Annotated in this window: 16 protein-coding genes; 8 read left to right on the forward strand and 8 right to left on the reverse strand. The window is 68.8% G+C overall.

Features of this window, described 5'->3' with window-relative positions:
- Positions 1 to 62 precede the first annotated feature (62 nt).
- From ACZZZN_RS14410 to ACZZZN_RS14420, 3 genes are read left to right on the forward strand one after another with little or no spacing between them, the layout of a single operon-like run.
- Positions 63 to 1,067, forward strand: coding sequence for an ABC transporter substrate-binding protein (locus ACZZZN_RS14410; protein ID WP_463505824.1), 1,005 nt, complete (start codon positions 63 to 65; stop codon positions 1,065 to 1,067).
- 2 nt (positions 1,068 to 1,069) lie between these two features.
- Positions 1,070 to 1,957 carry an ABC transporter permease gene (locus ACZZZN_RS14415; protein WP_463505825.1) on the forward strand — a complete coding sequence of 296 codons (888 nt, stop codon included), beginning with the start codon at positions 1,070 to 1,072 and terminating at the stop codon, positions 1,955 to 1,957.
- An 8-nt stretch (positions 1,958 to 1,965) separates the two neighbouring features.
- On the forward strand, positions 1,966 to 2,772 hold the full coding sequence (locus tag ACZZZN_RS14420; RefSeq protein ID WP_463505826.1) for an ABC transporter ATP-binding protein: 807 nt from the start codon (positions 1,966 to 1,968) through the stop codon (positions 2,770 to 2,772).
- A 610-nt stretch (positions 2,773 to 3,382) separates the two neighbouring features.
- Here the strand turns inward: ACZZZN_RS14420 and gnd are convergent.
- A complete protein-coding gene (gnd, locus tag ACZZZN_RS14425; RefSeq protein ID WP_463505827.1) occupies positions 3,383 to 4,438 on the reverse strand; it encodes a phosphogluconate dehydrogenase (NAD(+)-dependent, decarboxylating) in 1,056 nt (351 codons plus the stop codon).
- Between the two features lie 205 nt (positions 4,439 to 4,643).
- Positions 4,644 to 5,375: a hypothetical protein gene (locus ACZZZN_RS14430; protein WP_463505828.1), complete on the reverse strand. Its 732-nt coding sequence runs from the start codon at positions 5,373 to 5,375 to the stop codon at positions 4,644 to 4,646.
- Between the two features lie 163 nt (positions 5,376 to 5,538).
- Between ACZZZN_RS14430 and ACZZZN_RS14435 the strand changes: the two genes are divergently transcribed.
- Complete coding sequence (locus tag ACZZZN_RS14435) at positions 5,539 to 6,729, forward strand: MalY/PatB family protein (RefSeq protein ID WP_463505829.1); 1,191 nt, start codon at positions 5,539 to 5,541, stop codon at positions 6,727 to 6,729.
- A gap of 113 nt (positions 6,730 to 6,842) precedes the next feature.
- Here ACZZZN_RS14435 and ACZZZN_RS14440 read toward each other — a convergent pair whose 3' ends face one another.
- From ACZZZN_RS14440 to ACZZZN_RS14450, 3 genes are all read right to left on the reverse strand, one after another.
- Positions 6,843 to 7,343, reverse strand: coding sequence for an RNA polymerase sigma factor (locus ACZZZN_RS14440; RefSeq protein WP_463505830.1), 501 nt, complete (start codon positions 7,341 to 7,343; stop codon positions 6,843 to 6,845).
- Positions 7,340 to 7,966: a hypothetical protein gene (locus ACZZZN_RS14445; RefSeq protein ID WP_463505831.1), complete on the reverse strand. Its 627-nt coding sequence runs from the start codon at positions 7,964 to 7,966 to the stop codon at positions 7,340 to 7,342. The genes ACZZZN_RS14440 and ACZZZN_RS14445 overlap by 4 nt, the downstream gene beginning before the upstream one ends.
- Before the next feature lie 170 nt (positions 7,967 to 8,136).
- Positions 8,137 to 8,406 (reverse strand): hypothetical protein, encoded by a 270-nt coding sequence (locus ACZZZN_RS14450; RefSeq protein ID WP_463505832.1) that lies wholly within the window; start codon positions 8,404 to 8,406, stop codon positions 8,137 to 8,139.
- A gap of 67 nt (positions 8,407 to 8,473) precedes the next feature.
- Between ACZZZN_RS14450 and ACZZZN_RS14455 the strand changes: the two genes are divergently transcribed.
- Complete coding sequence (locus ACZZZN_RS14455; RefSeq protein ID WP_463505833.1) at positions 8,474 to 8,680, forward strand: hypothetical protein; 207 nt, start codon at positions 8,474 to 8,476, stop codon at positions 8,678 to 8,680.
- 49 nt (positions 8,681 to 8,729) lie between these two features.
- Here the strand turns inward: ACZZZN_RS14455 and ACZZZN_RS14460 are convergent, their stop codons facing one another.
- The gene (locus ACZZZN_RS14460) at positions 8,730 to 9,695 is read right to left on the reverse strand and encodes a hypothetical protein (RefSeq protein WP_463505834.1); all 966 of its coding nucleotides are present in this window, start codon (positions 9,693 to 9,695) and stop codon (positions 8,730 to 8,732) included.
- Between the two features lie 324 nt (positions 9,696 to 10,019).
- Between ACZZZN_RS14460 and ACZZZN_RS14465 the strand changes: the two genes are divergently transcribed.
- Positions 10,020 to 11,039, forward strand: coding sequence for a G5 domain-containing protein (locus ACZZZN_RS14465; protein WP_463505835.1), 1,020 nt, complete (start codon positions 10,020 to 10,022; stop codon positions 11,037 to 11,039).
- Positions 11,040 to 11,508: 469 nt separating this feature from the next.
- Here ACZZZN_RS14465 and ACZZZN_RS14470 read toward each other — a convergent pair whose 3' ends face one another.
- A complete protein-coding gene (locus ACZZZN_RS14470) occupies positions 11,509 to 14,526 on the reverse strand; it encodes a LamG-like jellyroll fold domain-containing protein (RefSeq protein WP_463505836.1) in 3,018 nt (1,005 codons plus the stop codon).
- Between the two features lie 32 nt (positions 14,527 to 14,558).
- Complete coding sequence (locus ACZZZN_RS14475; protein WP_463505837.1) at positions 14,559 to 16,109, reverse strand: hypothetical protein; 1,551 nt, start codon at positions 16,107 to 16,109, stop codon at positions 14,559 to 14,561.
- 250 nt (positions 16,110 to 16,359) lie between these two features.
- Between ACZZZN_RS14475 and ACZZZN_RS14480 the strand changes: the two genes are divergently transcribed.
- Positions 16,360 to 16,614, forward strand: coding sequence for a type II toxin-antitoxin system Phd/YefM family antitoxin (locus ACZZZN_RS14480; RefSeq protein ID WP_463505838.1), 255 nt, complete (start codon positions 16,360 to 16,362; stop codon positions 16,612 to 16,614).
- Complete coding sequence (locus ACZZZN_RS14485) at positions 16,611 to 16,997, forward strand: type II toxin-antitoxin system VapC family toxin (RefSeq protein ID WP_463505839.1); 387 nt, start codon at positions 16,611 to 16,613, stop codon at positions 16,995 to 16,997. Before ACZZZN_RS14480 ends, ACZZZN_RS14485 begins: the two co-directional genes overlap by 4 nt.
- Positions 16,998 to 17,020: the final 23 nt, after the last annotated feature.

Below are 17,020 nucleotides of genomic sequence, written 5' to 3' on the forward strand. Positions count from 1 at the left end.
CACCAGACCGCCCGACTCTGCACCAGACGTCCTGCCTGACCCCGCCCACACCAGGAGAACACATGACCTTCCGCACTCCCTCCCGCGCTTCCTTCCGCACGCCGTCGCTCGCCGTCGCCTCCCTCGCCGCCGCGGCGCTCGCGCTCACCGGCTGCTCCGCCGCATCCTCGTCCGCCGACTCCGAGAGCGGCGACGGCGGCGGACAGTCCGTCACCATCGGGACGCTGCGTGCGCAGCCCCACCTGTTCAGCCCGTTCTTCTACGAGGAGGTCGCCGAGGAGGGCATCGACGTCGAGATCGTGCTCTTCGACACCTCCAGCGACATCAAGAACGCGATCGTCTCGGGCTCCGTCGACTTCGGCGTGACCGGCGCGGCATCCGTCATCTCCGGCGTCGCCGAGAAGCAGGATGTGCGCATCGTCGCCTCGGCCGCCGACGGCGGCACCCGCATCGTCGCCACGGAAGACATCGAGACGGCAGACGACCTCATGGGGGCGAAGGTCGGCTTCCCGATGGGCGCCACCCAGGAGATCCTCCTCAAGCGCACGCTCGAGGCACAGGGCATCGACCCCGCGAGCGACGTCGAGCTGGTCAATCTGCCCTTCGCCGACATGGCCACCGCGTTCGCCTCCGGGCAGATCGACGCGTTCATCTCCGCCGAGGTCGGCCCGTCGATCGCGATCGAGGGCGGCGCTCACGAGCTGATGTCGGCCTACGACACCCCGATCGGACAGACGAACATCGTGCTCGCCACGAGCAACAGCCTGATCGAGTCCGACCCCGAGCTCGTGCAGTCCGTCGTCGACACCCACGTCGCGGCGGTCGAGCACATGGCAGACGACACCGCAGCCTGGGCCGACGGCCTCGTCGAGGAGTTCGCCCTCGACCCCGCGATCGTCGACCTGGCCATCGAGAACATCTGGCCGCGCTGGGATCTCGACGCCGACTACCTCTCGACGCTGGCCGCGATGAGCGAGGAGATGCTCGCCTTCGACCAGGTCTCGGCCGAGGTCGACCAGGATCTCCTCACCGACGCCAGCTTCGTCGAGACCGCACGGACGGAGTGATCGTGACGACGACCGCACTCGCCGATCCGCCCCAGGGCGTCGCGAACTCCGAGACACCGCCCGACGGCATCCGCACCGCCCGGCCGCGCCGCCGCCTGTCGTTCGGATGGGCCATCGCGCTTCCCGTTCCGATCCTCATCCTCATCGGCTGGCACCTGGGCGTGCAGAACGCCTGGACGCTGCCGTTCGACATCAAGATGACGTTCCTGCCCACCCCCGGAGAGGTCGCGCTGAGGGGTGTTGACTTCGCCATCGGCGGCGTCTACGACGACTCGTTCAGCGGAACTCTGTGGGGCCACCTCGGCGCCTCGACGCTGCGCGTGCTGCAGGGCTTCGGCCTCGCGGTCGCCGTGGCCGTGCCGCTCGGCGTGCTGATGGGCCGATCGAAGCTCCTGTTCCGCATGCTGGAGCCGACGATCAACCTCGTGCGCCCCATCCCGGTCACCGCCTGGGCGCCGCTGACACTGCTCATCATCGGCTTCGGCGACCGCTCCACCGTGTTCCTCGTGTTCATCGCCGCGGTGTTCCCGATCCTGCTGAACACCATCAGCGGGGTCCACCAGGTGCCGGGGCGTCTGCTCGAAGCCGCCGCGATGCTGGGCACACCCCGCCTGCAGTCGCTCTACAAGGTCGTCATCCCGGCTGCCGCACCGCAGATCATCAGCGGCATGCGCATCGCGATGGGGCTCGCGTGGGTGATCCTCGTCGTCGGCGAGACGGTGGGTATCAGCACCGGTCTCGGCGCGCTCATCACCCAGGCCAGGGAGCAGTCGCGCACCGACCTCATCATCGTGGGCATGGTCGTCATCGGCCTGGCCGGCTTCATCGCCGACCGCCTGCTCACGCTCATCTTCGCCATCGCCTTCGGGCGCCGACCGATCCAGAAGTGAGAGATCGCATGAGCATTCCTCCCCAGCACGCCGCCGACATCGTCATGACCGGTGTGGGCAAGAGCTACCCCGGCTCGCCGATCGCCGCCGTCGACGGTGTCGACATCACGGTCGCTGCCGGCGAAGTGGTCTGCATCGTCGGCGCCTCCGGATGCGGCAAATCGACGCTGCTGCGCATGGTCGCAGGCTTCGAGACGATCACCGAGGGCTCCCTCACCGTCGCAGGCACCGAGGTCACCGGCCCCGGCCCCGACCGGGGCGTCGTCTTCCAGGACTACGGGCTGTTCCCCTGGCTGACGGTGCGCGAGAACATCGAGTACGGCCCGAGGCAGGCTCGCCTCCCCCGCGCGGTCGTGAAGGAGCGAGCGACCGCCGCGCTGGACTCGGTCGGACTCAGTCGCGTCGCGGCATCCTTCCCGCACCAGCTGTCGGGCGGCATGCAGCAGCGCGTCGCGATCGCGCGGCTGCTCGCGAACACTCCGTCGGTGATGCTCATGGACGAACCGTTCGGCGCACTCGACGCGCTCACGCGCACCGAGATGCAGCACGAGCTGCAGCGCATCCAGCGGGATGCCGGCATCACCGTGCTGTTCGTGACGCACAGCATCGAAGAGGCCGTCTACCTCGGCGACCGCGTCATGGTCATGGCGGGCGGCACGGCCCACGGCATCTCGGGGCACGTGCGAGAGATCGTGACAGTCGACCTCCCCGGCGAGCGCGACGTGAACTCCCCGGAGTTCAACGCCATCGAGCGCCGGATCGACGCCCTCGTGCACGCCGGCAACGATCACCGGGTGGATGCCGCGCTGGTCTGAGTCCGGTACCCGGTCGTTGAGCGAAGACGACGAAGTCGACTGAGACGAAACGTCGAAAGCCGACCTCGACCCGTCACCACGTTTCGTCTCGCTCGGCTCCGCCGGGCTCGCTCAACGACCGCCGCCTCCCGGTCGTTGAGCGAAGACGACGAAGTCGACTGAGACGAAACGTCGAAAGCCGACCTCGAAACCTCACCACGTTTCGTCTCGCTCGGCTCCGCCGGGCTCGCTCAACGACCGGGGAGGAGCCGCTCCGCGGGCCTCGCTCAACGGACCGGAAGAGTCCCGGTCGTTGAGCGAAGACGACGAAGTCGACTGAGACGAAACGTCGAAAGCCGACCTCCGACACCTCACCACGTTTCGTCTCGCTCAACGACCGGGGAGGAGCCGCCCCGCGTGCCACGCTCAACGACCGAAGCCCGGTCGTTGAGCGAAGACGACGAAGTCGACTGAGACGAAACGTCGCGAGCCGACCTCGAAACCTCGCCACGTTTCGTCTCGCTCGGCTCCGCCGGGCTCGCTCAACGACCGGGAAGTAGCCGCTCCGCGGGCCTCGCTCAACGACCGGGAAGGAGCCGCTCCGCGGGCCTCGATCAACGACCGGGGGCCGTCACTCCGACTCGGCCTTGCGCGCACCCGCCTCCAGCACATCGCCGGCAGGCAGCTCCTGGTGTCCGCCGAACTGCAGGCGCATCGCCGACAGCACCTGGTTCGCGAAGTGGTCTTCATCGCGAGACGCGAAGCGCTCGAACAGTGACGCCGCGAGCACCGGAACGGGCACTCCCACATCGACGGCGGCCTTGACCGTCCAGCGCCCTTCCCCCGAGTCCGAGACCCGACCGGCCAAACCGTCGAGCTTCGGGTTCTCGGCGAGCGCGGCGGCGGTCAGGTCGAGCAGCCACGACGAGATGACCGAACCCCGGCGCCACAGCTCCGCGACCTTCGAGGTGTCGATCGGGAACTGGTAGAACTCCGGCTCTTCGAGCGGGGCGATCTCGGCCGAGTGCTCGGCCTCGCGCACTCCGGCATCCGCATTGTGCAGCAGGTTGAGCCCTTCGGCGATCGACGCCATGATGCCGTACTCGATGCCGTTGTGCACCATCTTCACGAAGTGTCCGGCACCCGAGGGACCGCAGTGCAGGTAGCCCTCCTCCTCGGGGGTGAGGTCGCCGCTGCGACCGGGCGTGCGCTCGATCTCGCCGACGCCCGGGGCCACCGAGCGCAGGATCGGCTCGATGCGCTGCACCGCGGCATCCGGTCCTCCCACCATCAGGCAGTAGCCGCGCTCGAGGCCGAAGACGCCGCCGCTCGTGCCGACGTCGACGTAGTGGATGCCGCGCTCGCGGAACGCCTTCGCCCGCCGCACGTCGTCGCGGTAGTTCGAGTTGCCGCCGTCGATGATGATGTCGCCCTCGTCGAGCACGTCCGCGACCTGGTCGGCCACGGTTCCGGTGAGCGAGGCGGGCACCATCATCCACACGGCCCGCGGCGCCTCGAGCTTCGACGCCAGGTCGGCCATGCTGTCGGCGCCGGTGGCTCCCTCGGCGACCAGCGCCTGCACGGCATCCGCGTTCACGTCGTAGACCACGCACTCGTGTCCCGCGCGCATGAGTCGGCGCACGATGTTTGCGCCCATCCGGCCGAGTCCGATCATCGCCAGCTGCATGAGATTCCCTTCGTCCCCGCCCCCGGTGAGCCGAGTCGGGGCAATCCTGGCACGGGTGGCGAGGGGGCTCAATGGTGGGGCGCGTGTCGGGCGGCCGGTGCTGCGGGCACAGGCGCAGCTGCAGGCTCAGATCACGGATGCAGGTCCGAATCGCCGTTCTCGGCATGCATCCGTGATCTCGACCTGCAGGTCGAGCCGCTGCGGGTCACCAGGTGACCTCTCCCCGATCGTCGTCGATGAACGTCAACGAGTGATTGCCTCCGCTGCGGTAGCCGGCCAGCATCACCTGGCGCTGTCCGCGCATCCACGCTTTCCTTTCGGTGATGTACGGCGGCGGCACCTCGGCCTCGCCGATCAACCCTGAGAAGTACTCGGCGAGCGCCGCGCGCCGCTGCGGCAGATCGTTCACGACCACGCCGACGGGATGCAGTCCCGCACCCAGGTCGACGGCGAACGACATGCGCTCCGGACGTTCGTGCACGAGCGGCGCGCGAATCAGCCGCTCGGTCGGATGCATGATGCCGGCGCCTTCGGCATTCGCCCACTCGGAGAACGGCACCCCCGACATCCAGGCGACGACTGCCGCTCCGACGGATTCGAGCGACCGCTGCGGACGCGCCGCCACCGTGACGATGTCGTCCACGCGCAGCTCGCAGATGAACGGACCCGAGCTGTAGACCTTGTCGGTGCCGGTCGGCTTTCCGAGCGCCTTCGAGATCGCGGAGCGCAGCTTTCGACTCACGCCGACGGCATCCTCTGAGTGCTGAAGTCGCAGAGAGCGCCGGTCGTCGATCCGCGAACGAGGGAAGTGTTCCAGCCCCTCCTCGAGCGCGATAGCCCGCATCCGCTCGATGTCGTACTCGGCGACTTCGCTGAGCCGGGAGAGCGCCGTGGGAAGTCGGGCCACGAGCTCGTCGCCGGTGTACGCATGCGCCATCGCCCCATCGTATCGACGTGATCTCGGGCCGGGCTTGGCTTCCGTGAGTGCAGCTGCAGGCTCAGATCACGGATGCAGGTCCGATTCGCCGTTCTCCGCATGCATCTGTGATCTCGGCATGCAGGTCGGGCCGAGGCACCCGGTCGGGTGAAAGGATTGAGTCATGACATCCGGCGCCTTCGATCTGCTCACCGAACACGACCTGCGAAACGCCGGCAGCCTTAAATGGACCACCTTCCCCGACATGATCGGGGCTTTCGTCGCCGAGATGGACTTCGGACTCGCGCCCGCGATCAGCGGGGCACTGAAGGATGCTGTGGATGTCGGCCTCACCGGATACCTGCCTGCCCGAGTCGAGACCGAGCTCTCCGAGGCGACGTCGCAGTGGTACGCCGATTCGTATGGGTGGGAAGTGCCCGCCGACCGCATCCACCACGTTCCCAATGTGATCGCCGCGTTCCGGCTGGCGATCGAGAACTTCACCGCGCCTGGAGCCGCCGTGATCGTGCCGACGCCCGCATACATGCCGTTCCTGCTCGTGCCGCCGATGCACGACCGTCGCGTCATCGAGGTGCCGAGCATCGAGGTCGACGGCCGCTGGGTCATGGACCTGGATGCCGTGGCACAGGCGTTCCGCGACGGCGGCGAGATGCTCGTGCTCTGCAACCCGCACAATCCCCTCGGCACCGTCGCGACCCGCGACGAGCTGCTCGCGATCGAGGCTGTCGTGACGGAGGCGGGCGGGCGCGTGTTCTCCGACGAGATCCACGCACCCATCGTCTACGCGCCGGCTCAGCACATCCCCTACGCCTCGGTGTCGGAGGCCGCGGCGTCGCACACCCTGACCGCGACATCGGCCTCGAAGGCCTGGAACCTCGCCGGGCTCAAGTGCGCGCAGATCATCCTGTCGAACGACGCCGACGTCGAGCTCTGGGCTCGGATCGGCTTCTGGGCGGGAAACGGAACCTCGACCCTCGGCGCGATCGCCAACACCGCGGCGTACACGGACGGACGCGAGTGGCTCGAAGAGGTCGTCGACTACCTCGACGGCAACCGGCGGATGCTCGCGCAGCTGGTCGACGAGAAGCTGCCCAACGTGCGGATGATCGTGCCCGAGGGCAGCTACATCGCGCTGCTCGACTTCCGCGAGACGGGCCTCACCGGCGACCTCGGCGAGTGGTTCCGCGAGCACGCCGGCGTCGCGATGACCGACGGCGCCGCGTGCGGCGAGGCCGCGATCGGGTACACCCGCTTCGTGTTCGCCCTGCCCCGCCCTGTGATGGTCGAAGCTGTCGAGCGCATCGCCCGGGCACTGGGCGAGCGGGCTGGGGCTGGGGCTGGGACTGCGGCGTAGGTCGCGCACCCGGGGCTCGAGCGGGGCCAGTTGCGCATCCGCTGCGCGAGCGGGGCCAGTTCCGCATCCGCTGCGCGAGCGGGGCCAGTTCTGCATCCCCCGCCCGAGTCGGCCTACGCGATCACCCCGAGGGCGACCCGCAGCTCATCCTTCGCCCGCGCATATCGCGATCGCGCCGTGGCCGCCGGGATGCCGACGATGCCCGCGACCTCCGCGAGGGTGAAGCCGTCCCAGTGCACGAGTTGCACGATCTCGGCGAGCTCGGGCTTGAGGCGCGACATCGCATCGCGAACCTCGCCACCCTCATCCGCGGCGGCCGCAGCCGCACGCCCCGGCATATGCGCGCGCACCCTGTCGACCAGAGCCGAGCGGCGGCGCTGGCCCCGCGAGTGGTTCAGCAGCGTTCCTCGAGCCAGCCCGAACAGCCACATCCGCGCCTCGACCGCATCGTCGGGCAGATCGTCGACCCGCCGCCACGCGATCAGCAGGGTCTCTCCATACAGATCTGGCGCGTCGTCGGACCCTACCCGTCGATGCAGGAACCGCAGGATGTCTCCCTGGGATTCTCGGAGCGTCGACGTGAGCAGTCGTTTCTTCGCGGCGAGCGATGTCATGGCGTCACGACCTCGCAGTGCATCGCCTGCTCACCGGTGAAGCCCCACACGACTCCGGCCTCGGTCGCCTGCTCGCCGACCTCCTCGCCGAACGCGACCCAGTGCGCGGCCGCATACAGGTCGTCTTCCGTCGGTGTGCCACCGGGGCCCGGGTCGTACCATTCGCCGTCAGTACCGAGCATCTGGATGATCGCCTGGTCATCGGAGCGGATCTCTTCGGCCCAGCGCTCGACAGCGGCGTCGTCGACGGCGAGCAGCCCGACGTTCGCGACGAACGCGTTCCAATCGCCGACGTTCTCCAGGGGCTCGACGACCGAGCGGATCTCGCATTCGCGGCCGCTCGGCAGTGTGAAGACGTAGGCGGCATCCGGATCCTGCGCCCAAGGCAGCCAGTCGAAGCCACCCGACGCCACGGCAGCACCGGCACCGCCGGTCAGCAGCACGGCGAGGCCGACGCCGGCGACGACGCGAGGCATCCGTCGGGAAGGTCGCCGCTCCGACGCGACCTGAGACCGGGCCGCGAACGCGACCTGATCGAGATCGCGAGCCAGGTCGTCGCCGATGTGCAGTGCCGTCGGCGCTGAGCGCTCGAGCATCAGATCGAGAGGGTCTCGGGTGTCCATGTCATTCCCATCGTGAGGTGTCGTCACAGGGGATATGTCCGGCGACGCGGCAGATGATGACGGATGCCGGAGATTCAGCGGCTCTTCGCCTCGAGCGGCATCCGCACGACCGTGCCGACGATCGCGATCCCGAGTGCTGCGACGACCGTGTCCAGCACGTCGAGGCGGTGTCACCCCTCGGCGGACTCCTCGCGCTCGAACCACGCCGCGCAGAGACCGGATTCTCCGGCCTCTCGGAAGACCGGATCCTGCCAGTCGAGAGAAAGGGGAGCGCTCCAGCCGGGGAACATCTCCGGTCGCTCGGCCATGGCCTCATTCACGCGCGCGAGCAGGTGATCCGCCTGTGCGACATCGCCGGCATCGACCGCCGTCCACGCGGACAGGAGCACGGCACATCCCCACCATGCGTAAGCGAGATCGTCGCCCCATGACGTGCTCATCGCGAATCCCGTTTCCGGAGCCTCGGCGGGGAACTCGTATCCCGCCGGCATCTCGTAGGGAAAATCCGTGATCGCGCCGGGCCACCGCGAATCGCGGTACGCGTTCGACGTCGACCCGTCATTCGCGGGCGCCGACGGGGTCGACGCGACCGGGCTCGGACTCTGCGACGGCGGCTGCGACGGACCCGCTTCGCCGGTCGGCGCGCAGGCTGTCGTGACAGACAGGATCAGCGCGGCGCCGAGAACGGTGACCCACCGACGCGAAGGAACGTGAACGGTCCGATCCCGGCAGGAGATGCTCCCGTGCGCTGCGACAGGAGCGATCATGCGGATTCGCGGCCGGTCGAGCCCTGCGGAACGGATGCCGGATGCTCTCGCTCGACCTCGCGTCCGCCAGCACGCCCGACCAGCATCCGCACGACAGTGCCGACGAGGGCGATCACCAGCGCGACGACGACCGTCAGCGCGCCGTCTTCTGCGAGCAGGGCCGGGAAGATCCCGACGCCCGTGGCGACCATCTCGGGGAAGTCGCCGAGGATCAGCCGGAACCCGAGCGCGGACAGGATCGACATCAAGACCGCCGGCAGCAGCCACAGAACCAGCAGCGACGCCGCCCAGACGAGGAGCCGCTGGAGCGGACGCATCCCGCACCAGACGAGTGCCAGGCCGACCACGATCGCGGGAACCCACTGCACCACGGCCGGCAGGAACACCGGCGGGAAGACTTCGCCGGTGAACGCGAGAAACCAACGCCCCACCCACTCGCCGAACGGCACCGCGGCGAGCGCGACGCCGAACGCGGCGATGCCCACGGATCGGTGCGACGTCATCCAGAATGCGAGCTGCGCGAGGGCCGCGACGACGACCGTGCCGCCGAGCAGCCCTGCGAGATAGATGACGGCCTGGGGGTCGGAGCCGAGGGCGAGGCCGGATGCCGTCATGCCGAAGCTCTCGACGATCGCGAGCACGTGCACTGCCAGCACACCGAGGGCTGCAGGCCACACGGCGAGGGTGCGACTGCGCGCGGCGATGCGCAGTGCGAGGCCGGCGAAGACCCCGCCGAGCAGCACGATCGAGAACAGCACGATCACGTAGTACTGACTCACCGGCAGCAGCACCAGCGGCATGTCGTCGGGCATCGTCGAGAGCACCCACAGGTTCTGCAGCGGCAGGCGGGCACCGCCGACGATCCACGGCAGGAGTCCCAGGATGCCGCCGCCGACCCCGATGAGGAACGGCAGCAGGCGCGAGGGCGGCGTCGCCGCGTGGGCGGCGGTGTCGGCAGTCATGACAGTCAGGCTGGCACAGGATGCTCGTTCGGGCGGCGAACCCCGGGCGGTCGTGTCGTGGGCCGGTTCGCGATCGGGTCAGGCGGGGTCACACACGCACCGGGGCGCACCCAGCCGGGGCCAGAAACGCACCGGCACATCCAGCCGGGGCCACAAACGCACCGCAACGGGCCGATTCCGATGGTTCATCGACCCCGCACAGATGACCAGCCGCGCCGCCGCGATTGAATCGTTACTTGTCCAGTGCGTCTCGTAACCGATATACAGGTCGAGGCGCTCTGGGGGCGCCGGCGATTCGTCGCCTCATCGTTGAGGGGAACCTTCATGTCTCAGCCGCCTGCCGCGTGGCATCCCGATCCGGAGAACCCGAACCAGCTGCGCTGGTGGGACGGGCATCAGTGGAGCGCCGCCACCGCGCCGTCACCTGCTGCGGCGGTGACCTCGCAGCTGCAGCAGCATCCTGCACCTTCCTCTGAACCGACTCCCGCGAAGCGCCGCACCGGATGGCGCATCGCCGGGGTCGTCGCAGGATCGCTCGCGGTCGGCAGCATCCTCGGACGATTCGCCCCCGTCGTCATGATCTTCGCGATCGTCGCGGCGGTCATCGTGGCGCTGTTCGTGCTGCTGGTCAGGCCTGCGCCCGCGCTCGGACTGCGGTCGCGGCCATCGGGATTCGTCGCCCTCGGCGTCGCCGCTCTGCTCGTCACCAGCGGCGGCATCGCGAGCGCCAGCACGGGCTCAACGACACCGACGGCATCCGAGGCCCAGACGTTCGCGGCGCTGCCGACGGCCACCGCCACCGCGACGCCTTCGGCCACTCCGACGCCGACTCCCGTTCCGACGACCTTCCAGACGGCGACCGAAGAGGTGCTCGTGCCGTTCGAAGCCACGACCACCGACGATCCGAACCTCGACCAGGGTGCGACCGCGCTGGTCGCCGCCGGCGTCGACGGGCTGAAGGTCATCACATATCGCGTCACCGTGGTCGACGGCGTGGAGACCGCGCGCGAGATCGTCAGCGAGGTCGTTCAGACCGCGCCGGTGAACGAGGTGACGGCCATCGGAACCAAGGCGCCCGCTCCTCCGCCCGTCGCGGCGGCACCGGCACCCGCGCCCGAGGTCGTTCCTGCGGCGCCTGTTCCGGCTGCCCCGGTTCCGGCGGTCCCCCAGCCAGGTGGATGCGACTCGAACTACGCGGATGCCTGTGTGCCCGTCGCGAGCGACGTGGACTGCGCGGGCGGCAGCGGCGACGGCCCCGCGTACGTGCAGGGTCCCGTGCGGATCGTTGGATCCGACATCTACGACCTCGACCGCGACGGAGACGGCATCGCCTGCGACAAGTGAGGGCGGGGATGCCGAGACGCACCCTGCGGTGCGGGCAGCGTGATGCGGTGCGGTGCGGTGCGGTGCACGGGGATCAGGCCGCGCGGAATCAGACCGTCACGTGTCGGGCCAGAGATGTACCGCCGACACCATGCGGGGCCAAAAGCGCACCCCGCCGCCGTGCGGGGCCAAAAACGCACTGCAAACGGCCGAATGCGACGGTTCATCGACCCCGCACGAATGAGCAGCCCGGGGTCAGGCCGACTACGGATCGCGCGGAGACGCCCCTCCACAACCGTGCGGGGCCAAGAACGCACCGTTGACACCCGTGCGGGGTCAAAAGCGCACTCTCGCTGCCGTGCGGGGTCAAGAACGCACTGCAAACGGCCGAATGCGATGGTTCATCGACCCCGCACGAATGATCAGCCCGGGCGAGGGCGAATCCGGATGCGGAGTGGGCCCCGGCATCAGCCGAGACCCACTCCTGTGATCAGACCTTGCGCCGGCGGAGAGCGAAGGTGATGCCGAGTGCCACCGCGCCTGCTCCGAGCGCGATCCAGAGGAGCGCCCAGTCACCGTTGATACCGGTCGTGGCGAGTGGATCGCCAGCGGCATCCGTTCCGTTGCCTGAGGGATCCGGAGGGGACGGGGCAGTCGGATCCGAAGGCGCACCTGGATCGCTCGGGGTTCCGGGCTCACCCGGCGTTCCCGGCTCACCCGGCGTTCCCGGCTCACCCGGCGTTCCCGGCTCACCCGGCGTTCCCGGCTCACCCGGCGTTCCCGGCTCACCCGGCGTTCCCGGCTCGGCCGGCGTTCCCGGCTCACCCGGCGTACCCGGCTCACCCGGCGTACCCGGCTCGGCCGGCGTTCCCGGCTCCCCAGGCGTACCCGGCTCCCCCGGCTCAACCACCGTCACGGTCTGCCATCCGACGATCGTCCCGTCCGCGGCGTACACCGCGAGCTTGTGCGCACCGACCGGCACGGTCGCCGGAACAGTGAACGCCACCGCATCCGCGGCCACCGTCGCCGTTCCGAGCGCGATCGGCGTCGAGAACAGGTACCCGTGGACCGACTGACCGTCGAGACCCGCCGGCAGTGACACTGTCACGGTCGACCCTGCAGCGAACGATGCCGGGTCGACGGTCACGACGCCCTCGAGCTCGGCCGTCAGGTCGGCATCGCTCGGCGCCCAGGGCTCGGACGCTTCACCGATGGTCAGCACTCCGGCGAACGCGGCGCCCGAGCGGCTGCCGATCGACTGCGCGACCGACACCGCGTGTGCTCCCGAGCCTGCGATCGGCGTCGTCAGCGGCACGCTCCACGAGCCGTCGGACTGAACCTCCGCTGCGCCCGCGGCGACGCCGTCGACCGTGACCGACACCGAGGCGCCGGTGTGGCCGGTGCCCTCGAGGGAGGGGATCACCGCATCGGAGGGACGCACGGTCGCGAGATCGGTCGTCACGGCCAGCGACGAGTCGAGGTCGACGCGCTGGTAGAGGAACTCGCTCGACGTCAGCGCATGGTCGACCACGCGGGTCTCGCCGACGCAGCCGTGCCAGCCGTGCTCGACCTCGGTGTTCCAGGTCGAGGCACCGATGATCCAGGGCATGAAGTCGGCGGCCATCATCCCGCCGACCTTCGAGGCGTTGCGCAACACCGGCACACCGTCGACGTACATGACGGCCGTGTCCGCGGCGGGATCGTTGACGATCGCGACGTGGTGCCACGAGCCCTGCATGATCTCGCCCGACCACAGCGTGTACGAGTTCTTGGTGTCGGTGTCTCCGGCAGACCACTGGTACTCGCGCAGGCTCGAGATGCCGAGCCATGCGGCACCGGCTCCCGGGTCCGACGAGTCGTTGATCCCGATCCACTGGCGCGCGCCGCCGCGGGTGAGCGCGGCGCTCCAGCGGTTGGCCGCCTCGGTCCAGTTCGCGTCGAGCTGCAGGAACGCCTCGACCGTGTATCCCGACGACGAGGTCAGGTCGGCGAAGGTCGCGGGGGCTCCGTACTCGGTCGAGATGTACGACATGTTGTCGGGGCCGCTCGCGTTGCGGTGCACGTCGGCGAAGCACACGGCGCCGCGGTCGGCCGAGTAGAACGGCACGTTCGAGTGCGAGACCTGCACGTCCTCGAGCTTCTCGGGAGCATCCGTCTTGTCGATCGCGCTGCGATACATCGGGCTGGCTCCCTCGACATCCGGGATCACGGTGTTCTCGTCGACGACTCCCTCGTCGACCGTGCCGAAGCGCCAGTGCGCCACGGTGCCGTCGACGTCGATGTAGTCATCGGCTCGTCCGGCCGCTGCCCACTGCTCGCCGACTCCGTCGCCGTCCCAGTTCTCGAGGACGATCTCTTTCGCGCGCTCCGACAGGTCGAATCGGGTCGCCGGGGCGGGTTCGTATCCGAACCGCGCCTCGAAATCCATCGGGATGCTGAATGACTGCCACTGCCCGTCGAGCACCGGGGTGTCGTTGGCGGTGAGTGACTGTTTGTCCTTGACGGGCACCCACGGCGACACCGATTCGACGTCGATCGAGTCGTTCGTGAGGTCGAACTCGAACAGCGTCATGTAGCCGTTCCCGCCGTCGGCGGCCATCTGGTAGTCCGTCAGCACCTGGTAGACGGGATTGCCGAAATCGTTGGTGCGCTCTCGCATCGTGGTGCCGTGGAAGTGCCCGTTGACCGTGACGATGATCTCGTCGTTCGTGCGGATCAGCCGGTTCCACAGCTCTTCACCCCACCACCAGTCGGCGGGCGAGGTCTGGTCCTGCGCGATGTTGATGATCGCGTGCGACGACAGCACGACGGGGATGCCGGGATGCGCGTCGAGCACGCCCTGCGCCCAGGCGAATGTGTCGTCCGAGGCGTTCCAGGCGAGCGCGAGCGACATCCACTCGTGGCCCTCGGCCTCGAAGATGTAGGCCGTCGAGAGGCCGTTCTGATAGCTGTCGACGAACGTCGCACCTCCCTGCGCCTGCATCTTCGCCGCGTCGAAGCGCTGCAGGTACTGCCACGAGTTGCCCTCCGACGACCGCGCGTTCATGTCCTTCACATCGTGGTTACCGGGAACCACCGAATACGGCACGCCGCCGTCGGTGAGGATCTTCATGGCGCGAGCCGCGGCATCCCACTCGCCCGTCACCCACTCCTGGTCGACGACGTCGCCGACGTGCACGGCGAACGGCACGTTGAGCTCGTCTTGGTGGTCGACGATCCACTCGGTCTGCACCTCGAACGGGTCGGTGCCGTACTTCGGGTAGAACTGCGACTCGCTGTAACGCGAGTAGAACTGCGTGTCGGGGATCACCGGCAGCACGAAGCTCGAGCGCAGCTCGGCCGCAGCGGTCTGGGCGCTCGCGGACAGCGCGCCGGATGCCGGCGCATCGGATGCCGGAATCTCGGCGGATGCCGCGGCGGCGGGGGCCACGGCGGTCGCCAGCAGACCGGCCGCGAGGGCTGCGGCGGTGAGGGTTCGCCATGAACGGCGAGGGGCAGCGGAAATCATCGATCGTCCTCGGATCTCGGTTCGGATGCGGGTCAGCCGGCGAGTCCGGGGCCGTAGGCCTCGACCTCGGACAGGCTCATCCAGTTGTCGTTCGACTTGTTCGTGATGACGACGCGCAGTCCCGTGGCGAGCACGGGAGCGCTGTCGAACTCGAGCGCCAGGTTCGGCGTCGCGTTCGCGTAGGGCCACGACGTGGCATCCGTCGGCATGCTCGTCCAACCGCCGATGAGGTCGCGGTACTGCACCGTGACGCCGCCGATGTTGTTGCGGCCGTTGTTGTCGAACACTGCAGCGCCCGTCAGCTGGCGTGGCTGGTCGAAGTAGAACGACACCGTGTTGGGATTCACGCGGTTCGTGGCCCCGCCGCTGCGCCAGTCGTCGAAGCCGGCGACGTCGCGGTTGCCGTCGGTGAGGGCGAAGTTCGTGCCGTTGAGGTGGGTGTAGTCCCAGTGGATGCCGGGTCCGCGCAGAATGTTCTCGCTCTCCGCCTGCGTGATCGTGATGACGAGGCGGGCATCGAAGCCGGTGCTCGCTGTCGCGGGCACCGCGATCACTCCCGCCTGGCTCGTGGCATCGGGGGTGACCGTCGCCCAGTCCCACGTGACCGGACTCGTGACCGTGGTGGTCGAGCCCGAGATCGTGCGCTCGACGGTGGTCGGCGCGTGCATCTGCAACTCCTTGAGCGTCATGCCGACGTAGCCGGTCATGGCGGCATCCGCGGCCCCGCCGAGTGAGCCGACCAGGTACTCGGCCCTCACCTGCACCGTCTCGCCGAAGTAGCCCGTGGCCGTGCCGTCGACGGTCACGGTGCCGTCGACCGTCCATATCTCGGCGGCGGGCGGGTTCCAGACGATGTTCGCGAGCGGTGTGGTCAGGCCCCAGCTGTAGCGACCGGTCAGCTCGGTCGGGAAGATCGGAGCCTTGCCGGTGTCGACGCGCTGCTCGACGGTCGAGACCTCCGCGGTCAGCGGATGCAGTCGCCACTTCTGCACGTTCGCGCCGCCCGCGTCATAGGTCTGCACCTCGGAGCCGGCCGCCGTCGCCCAGTTGTACATGTCGAGGCCCGCGACGGTGCCGTTCGCATACGCCTGCGCGTTGCGCAGATACGCGTACCCCCCGCCGGCATCGCTCATCGTCCACTGCGCCGCGGGATCGGCCGCTGCCTCATCGAGCGTCAGACCGGGAATCACGAGGTATCGGTAGTTCGGGTCGTCGTTCGTGCGACGCGCCAGCACCTCGCCCTCGGCGTTCGCAAGCACGAACCTCTCGGGCGACGCCTCGACCGGGTATGCGAGCACGGCCTGGGCCTGCAGAGCATCCGCCGTCTTCGCGAAGGGAAAGACGGCCGCGGCCGCCGGCGTGTTGTCGGGGATCGTGGCCTGTGCCGCCGGGTTGCCGATCTCGACGATCTTCCCCGGGGCCGAGAGGCTTTCGATCAGATACGGCGTCGGGTCGCCGAGCAGTTCGGGGTCTTGATCGGCCTGGGCGACGGCGACCGTGGGAAGAAGTGCGACGGCGGTGAGCGCGGTCACTCCGAGCGCTGCGATGGCACGCCGACGGGCACGCCGAGTGGGGGGTCTCATGCGGGGGGTCCTTTCGACGGCGCGCGCGATCAGGGTCTCGCCGCGCCGACGACGAAGCTAGTGACGCCGGATGCCGATCGGGGACGCCCGCGTGAATGAAAGGTGAACTCGGTTCGGCATTCACGTGAATCGGGGCGGTGCCCCCCTCGCGTCTGAATGTCCGAGGCTGCGCCCATGATCATGTGACGCGAGGCCGGGGATAGATCTACTACTTCTACTAGTTCGAGCGTAGAATCGGAGAATGGCCACGGTGTCGAAGACTGAGCTGAACCAGCAGACCGCGAAGGTCCTGGCTCGCGTCGCCGCGGGCGAACGCCTGACCATCACCGATCGGGGCCGCCCGATCGCCGAGCTGAGCCCCCCGTCGCAGAACCCGTGGGAGCGACTCGTCTCGTCAGGTCGCGTGTCCCTCCCCTCGAAGACCGGGGCTCTCCGCATCCTTCCGACGAGCAGTGATCACACGACCCGAGAGATCCTGCACGATCTCCGGAGCGATCGCCTGTGATCTACCTCGACACGTCCGCAGCAGCCAAGGCGCTCATCGAGGAGGACGGAAGCGATGCGGTGCGACAGGCCTTCGCTGACGGCGTCCCCTTCGTCTCGTCACGACTCCTGGCCGTAGAGTTGCACGCCGTCGCCGACCGCCGCGCGGTCAGCGCCGATGCCGCACAGGAACTCCTCGACAGGGTCGCTCTCGTCTCGCTCGCAGACGACACCCTCACACGTGCGGTGGACATGCACAGCGGTCTGCGCACACTCGACGCGCTGCACCTCGCGACGGCGATCGAGATCGGAGAAGCGCTCTCGAGCATCCTCACGTTCGATGTCGAGTTCGCCGCGGCGGCGACTCGACTCGGCATCCCGGCATCGTCCCGTATTCCGGGGTAGCGACTCCCGCCCTTCGCATCGAC

It is taken from the genome of Microbacterium sp. AC145 (genome assembly GCF_979258505.1).

Bases quoted from the DNA above. Each gene is read 5' to 3' on its own strand.
- ACZZZN_RS14430 (WP_463505828.1), bottom strand. From the start codon at position 5,375: ATGGCGCATGCGTACACCGGCGACGAGCTCGTGGCCCGACTTCCCACG.
- ACZZZN_RS14420 (WP_463505826.1), top strand. From the start codon at position 1,966: ATGAGCATTCCTCCCCAGCACGCCGCCGACATCGTCATGACCGGTGTG.
- ACZZZN_RS14445 (WP_463505831.1), bottom strand. From the start codon at position 7,966: ATGGACACCCGAGACCCTCTCGATCTGATGCTCGAGCGCTCAGCGCCG.
- ACZZZN_RS14410 (WP_463505824.1), top strand. From the start codon at position 63: ATGACCTTCCGCACTCCCTCCCGCGCTTCCTTCCGCACGCCGTCGCTC.
- ACZZZN_RS14475 (WP_463505837.1), bottom strand. From the start codon at position 16,109: ATGAGACCCCCCACTCGGCGTGCCCGTCGGCGTGCCATCGCAGCGCTC.
- ACZZZN_RS14470 (WP_463505836.1), bottom strand. From the start codon at position 14,526: ATGATTTCCGCTGCCCCTCGCCGTTCATGGCGAACCCTCACCGCCGCA.
- ACZZZN_RS14440 (WP_463505830.1), bottom strand. From the start codon at position 7,343: ATGACATCGCTCGCCGCGAAGAAACGACTGCTCACGTCGACGCTCCGA.
- gnd (WP_463505827.1), bottom strand. From the start codon at position 4,438: ATGCAGCTGGCGATGATCGGACTCGGCCGGATGGGCGCAAACATCGTG.
- ACZZZN_RS14450 (WP_463505832.1), bottom strand. From the start codon at position 8,406: ATGAGCACGTCATGGGGCGACGATCTCGCTTACGCATGGTGGGGATGT.
- ACZZZN_RS14460 (WP_463505834.1), bottom strand. From the start codon at position 9,695: ATGACTGCCGACACCGCCGCCCACGCGGCGACGCCGCCCTCGCGCCTG.
- ACZZZN_RS14435 (WP_463505829.1), top strand. From the start codon at position 5,539: ATGACATCCGGCGCCTTCGATCTGCTCACCGAACACGACCTGCGAAAC.
- ACZZZN_RS14465 (WP_463505835.1), top strand. From the start codon at position 10,020: ATGTCTCAGCCGCCTGCCGCGTGGCATCCCGATCCGGAGAACCCGAAC.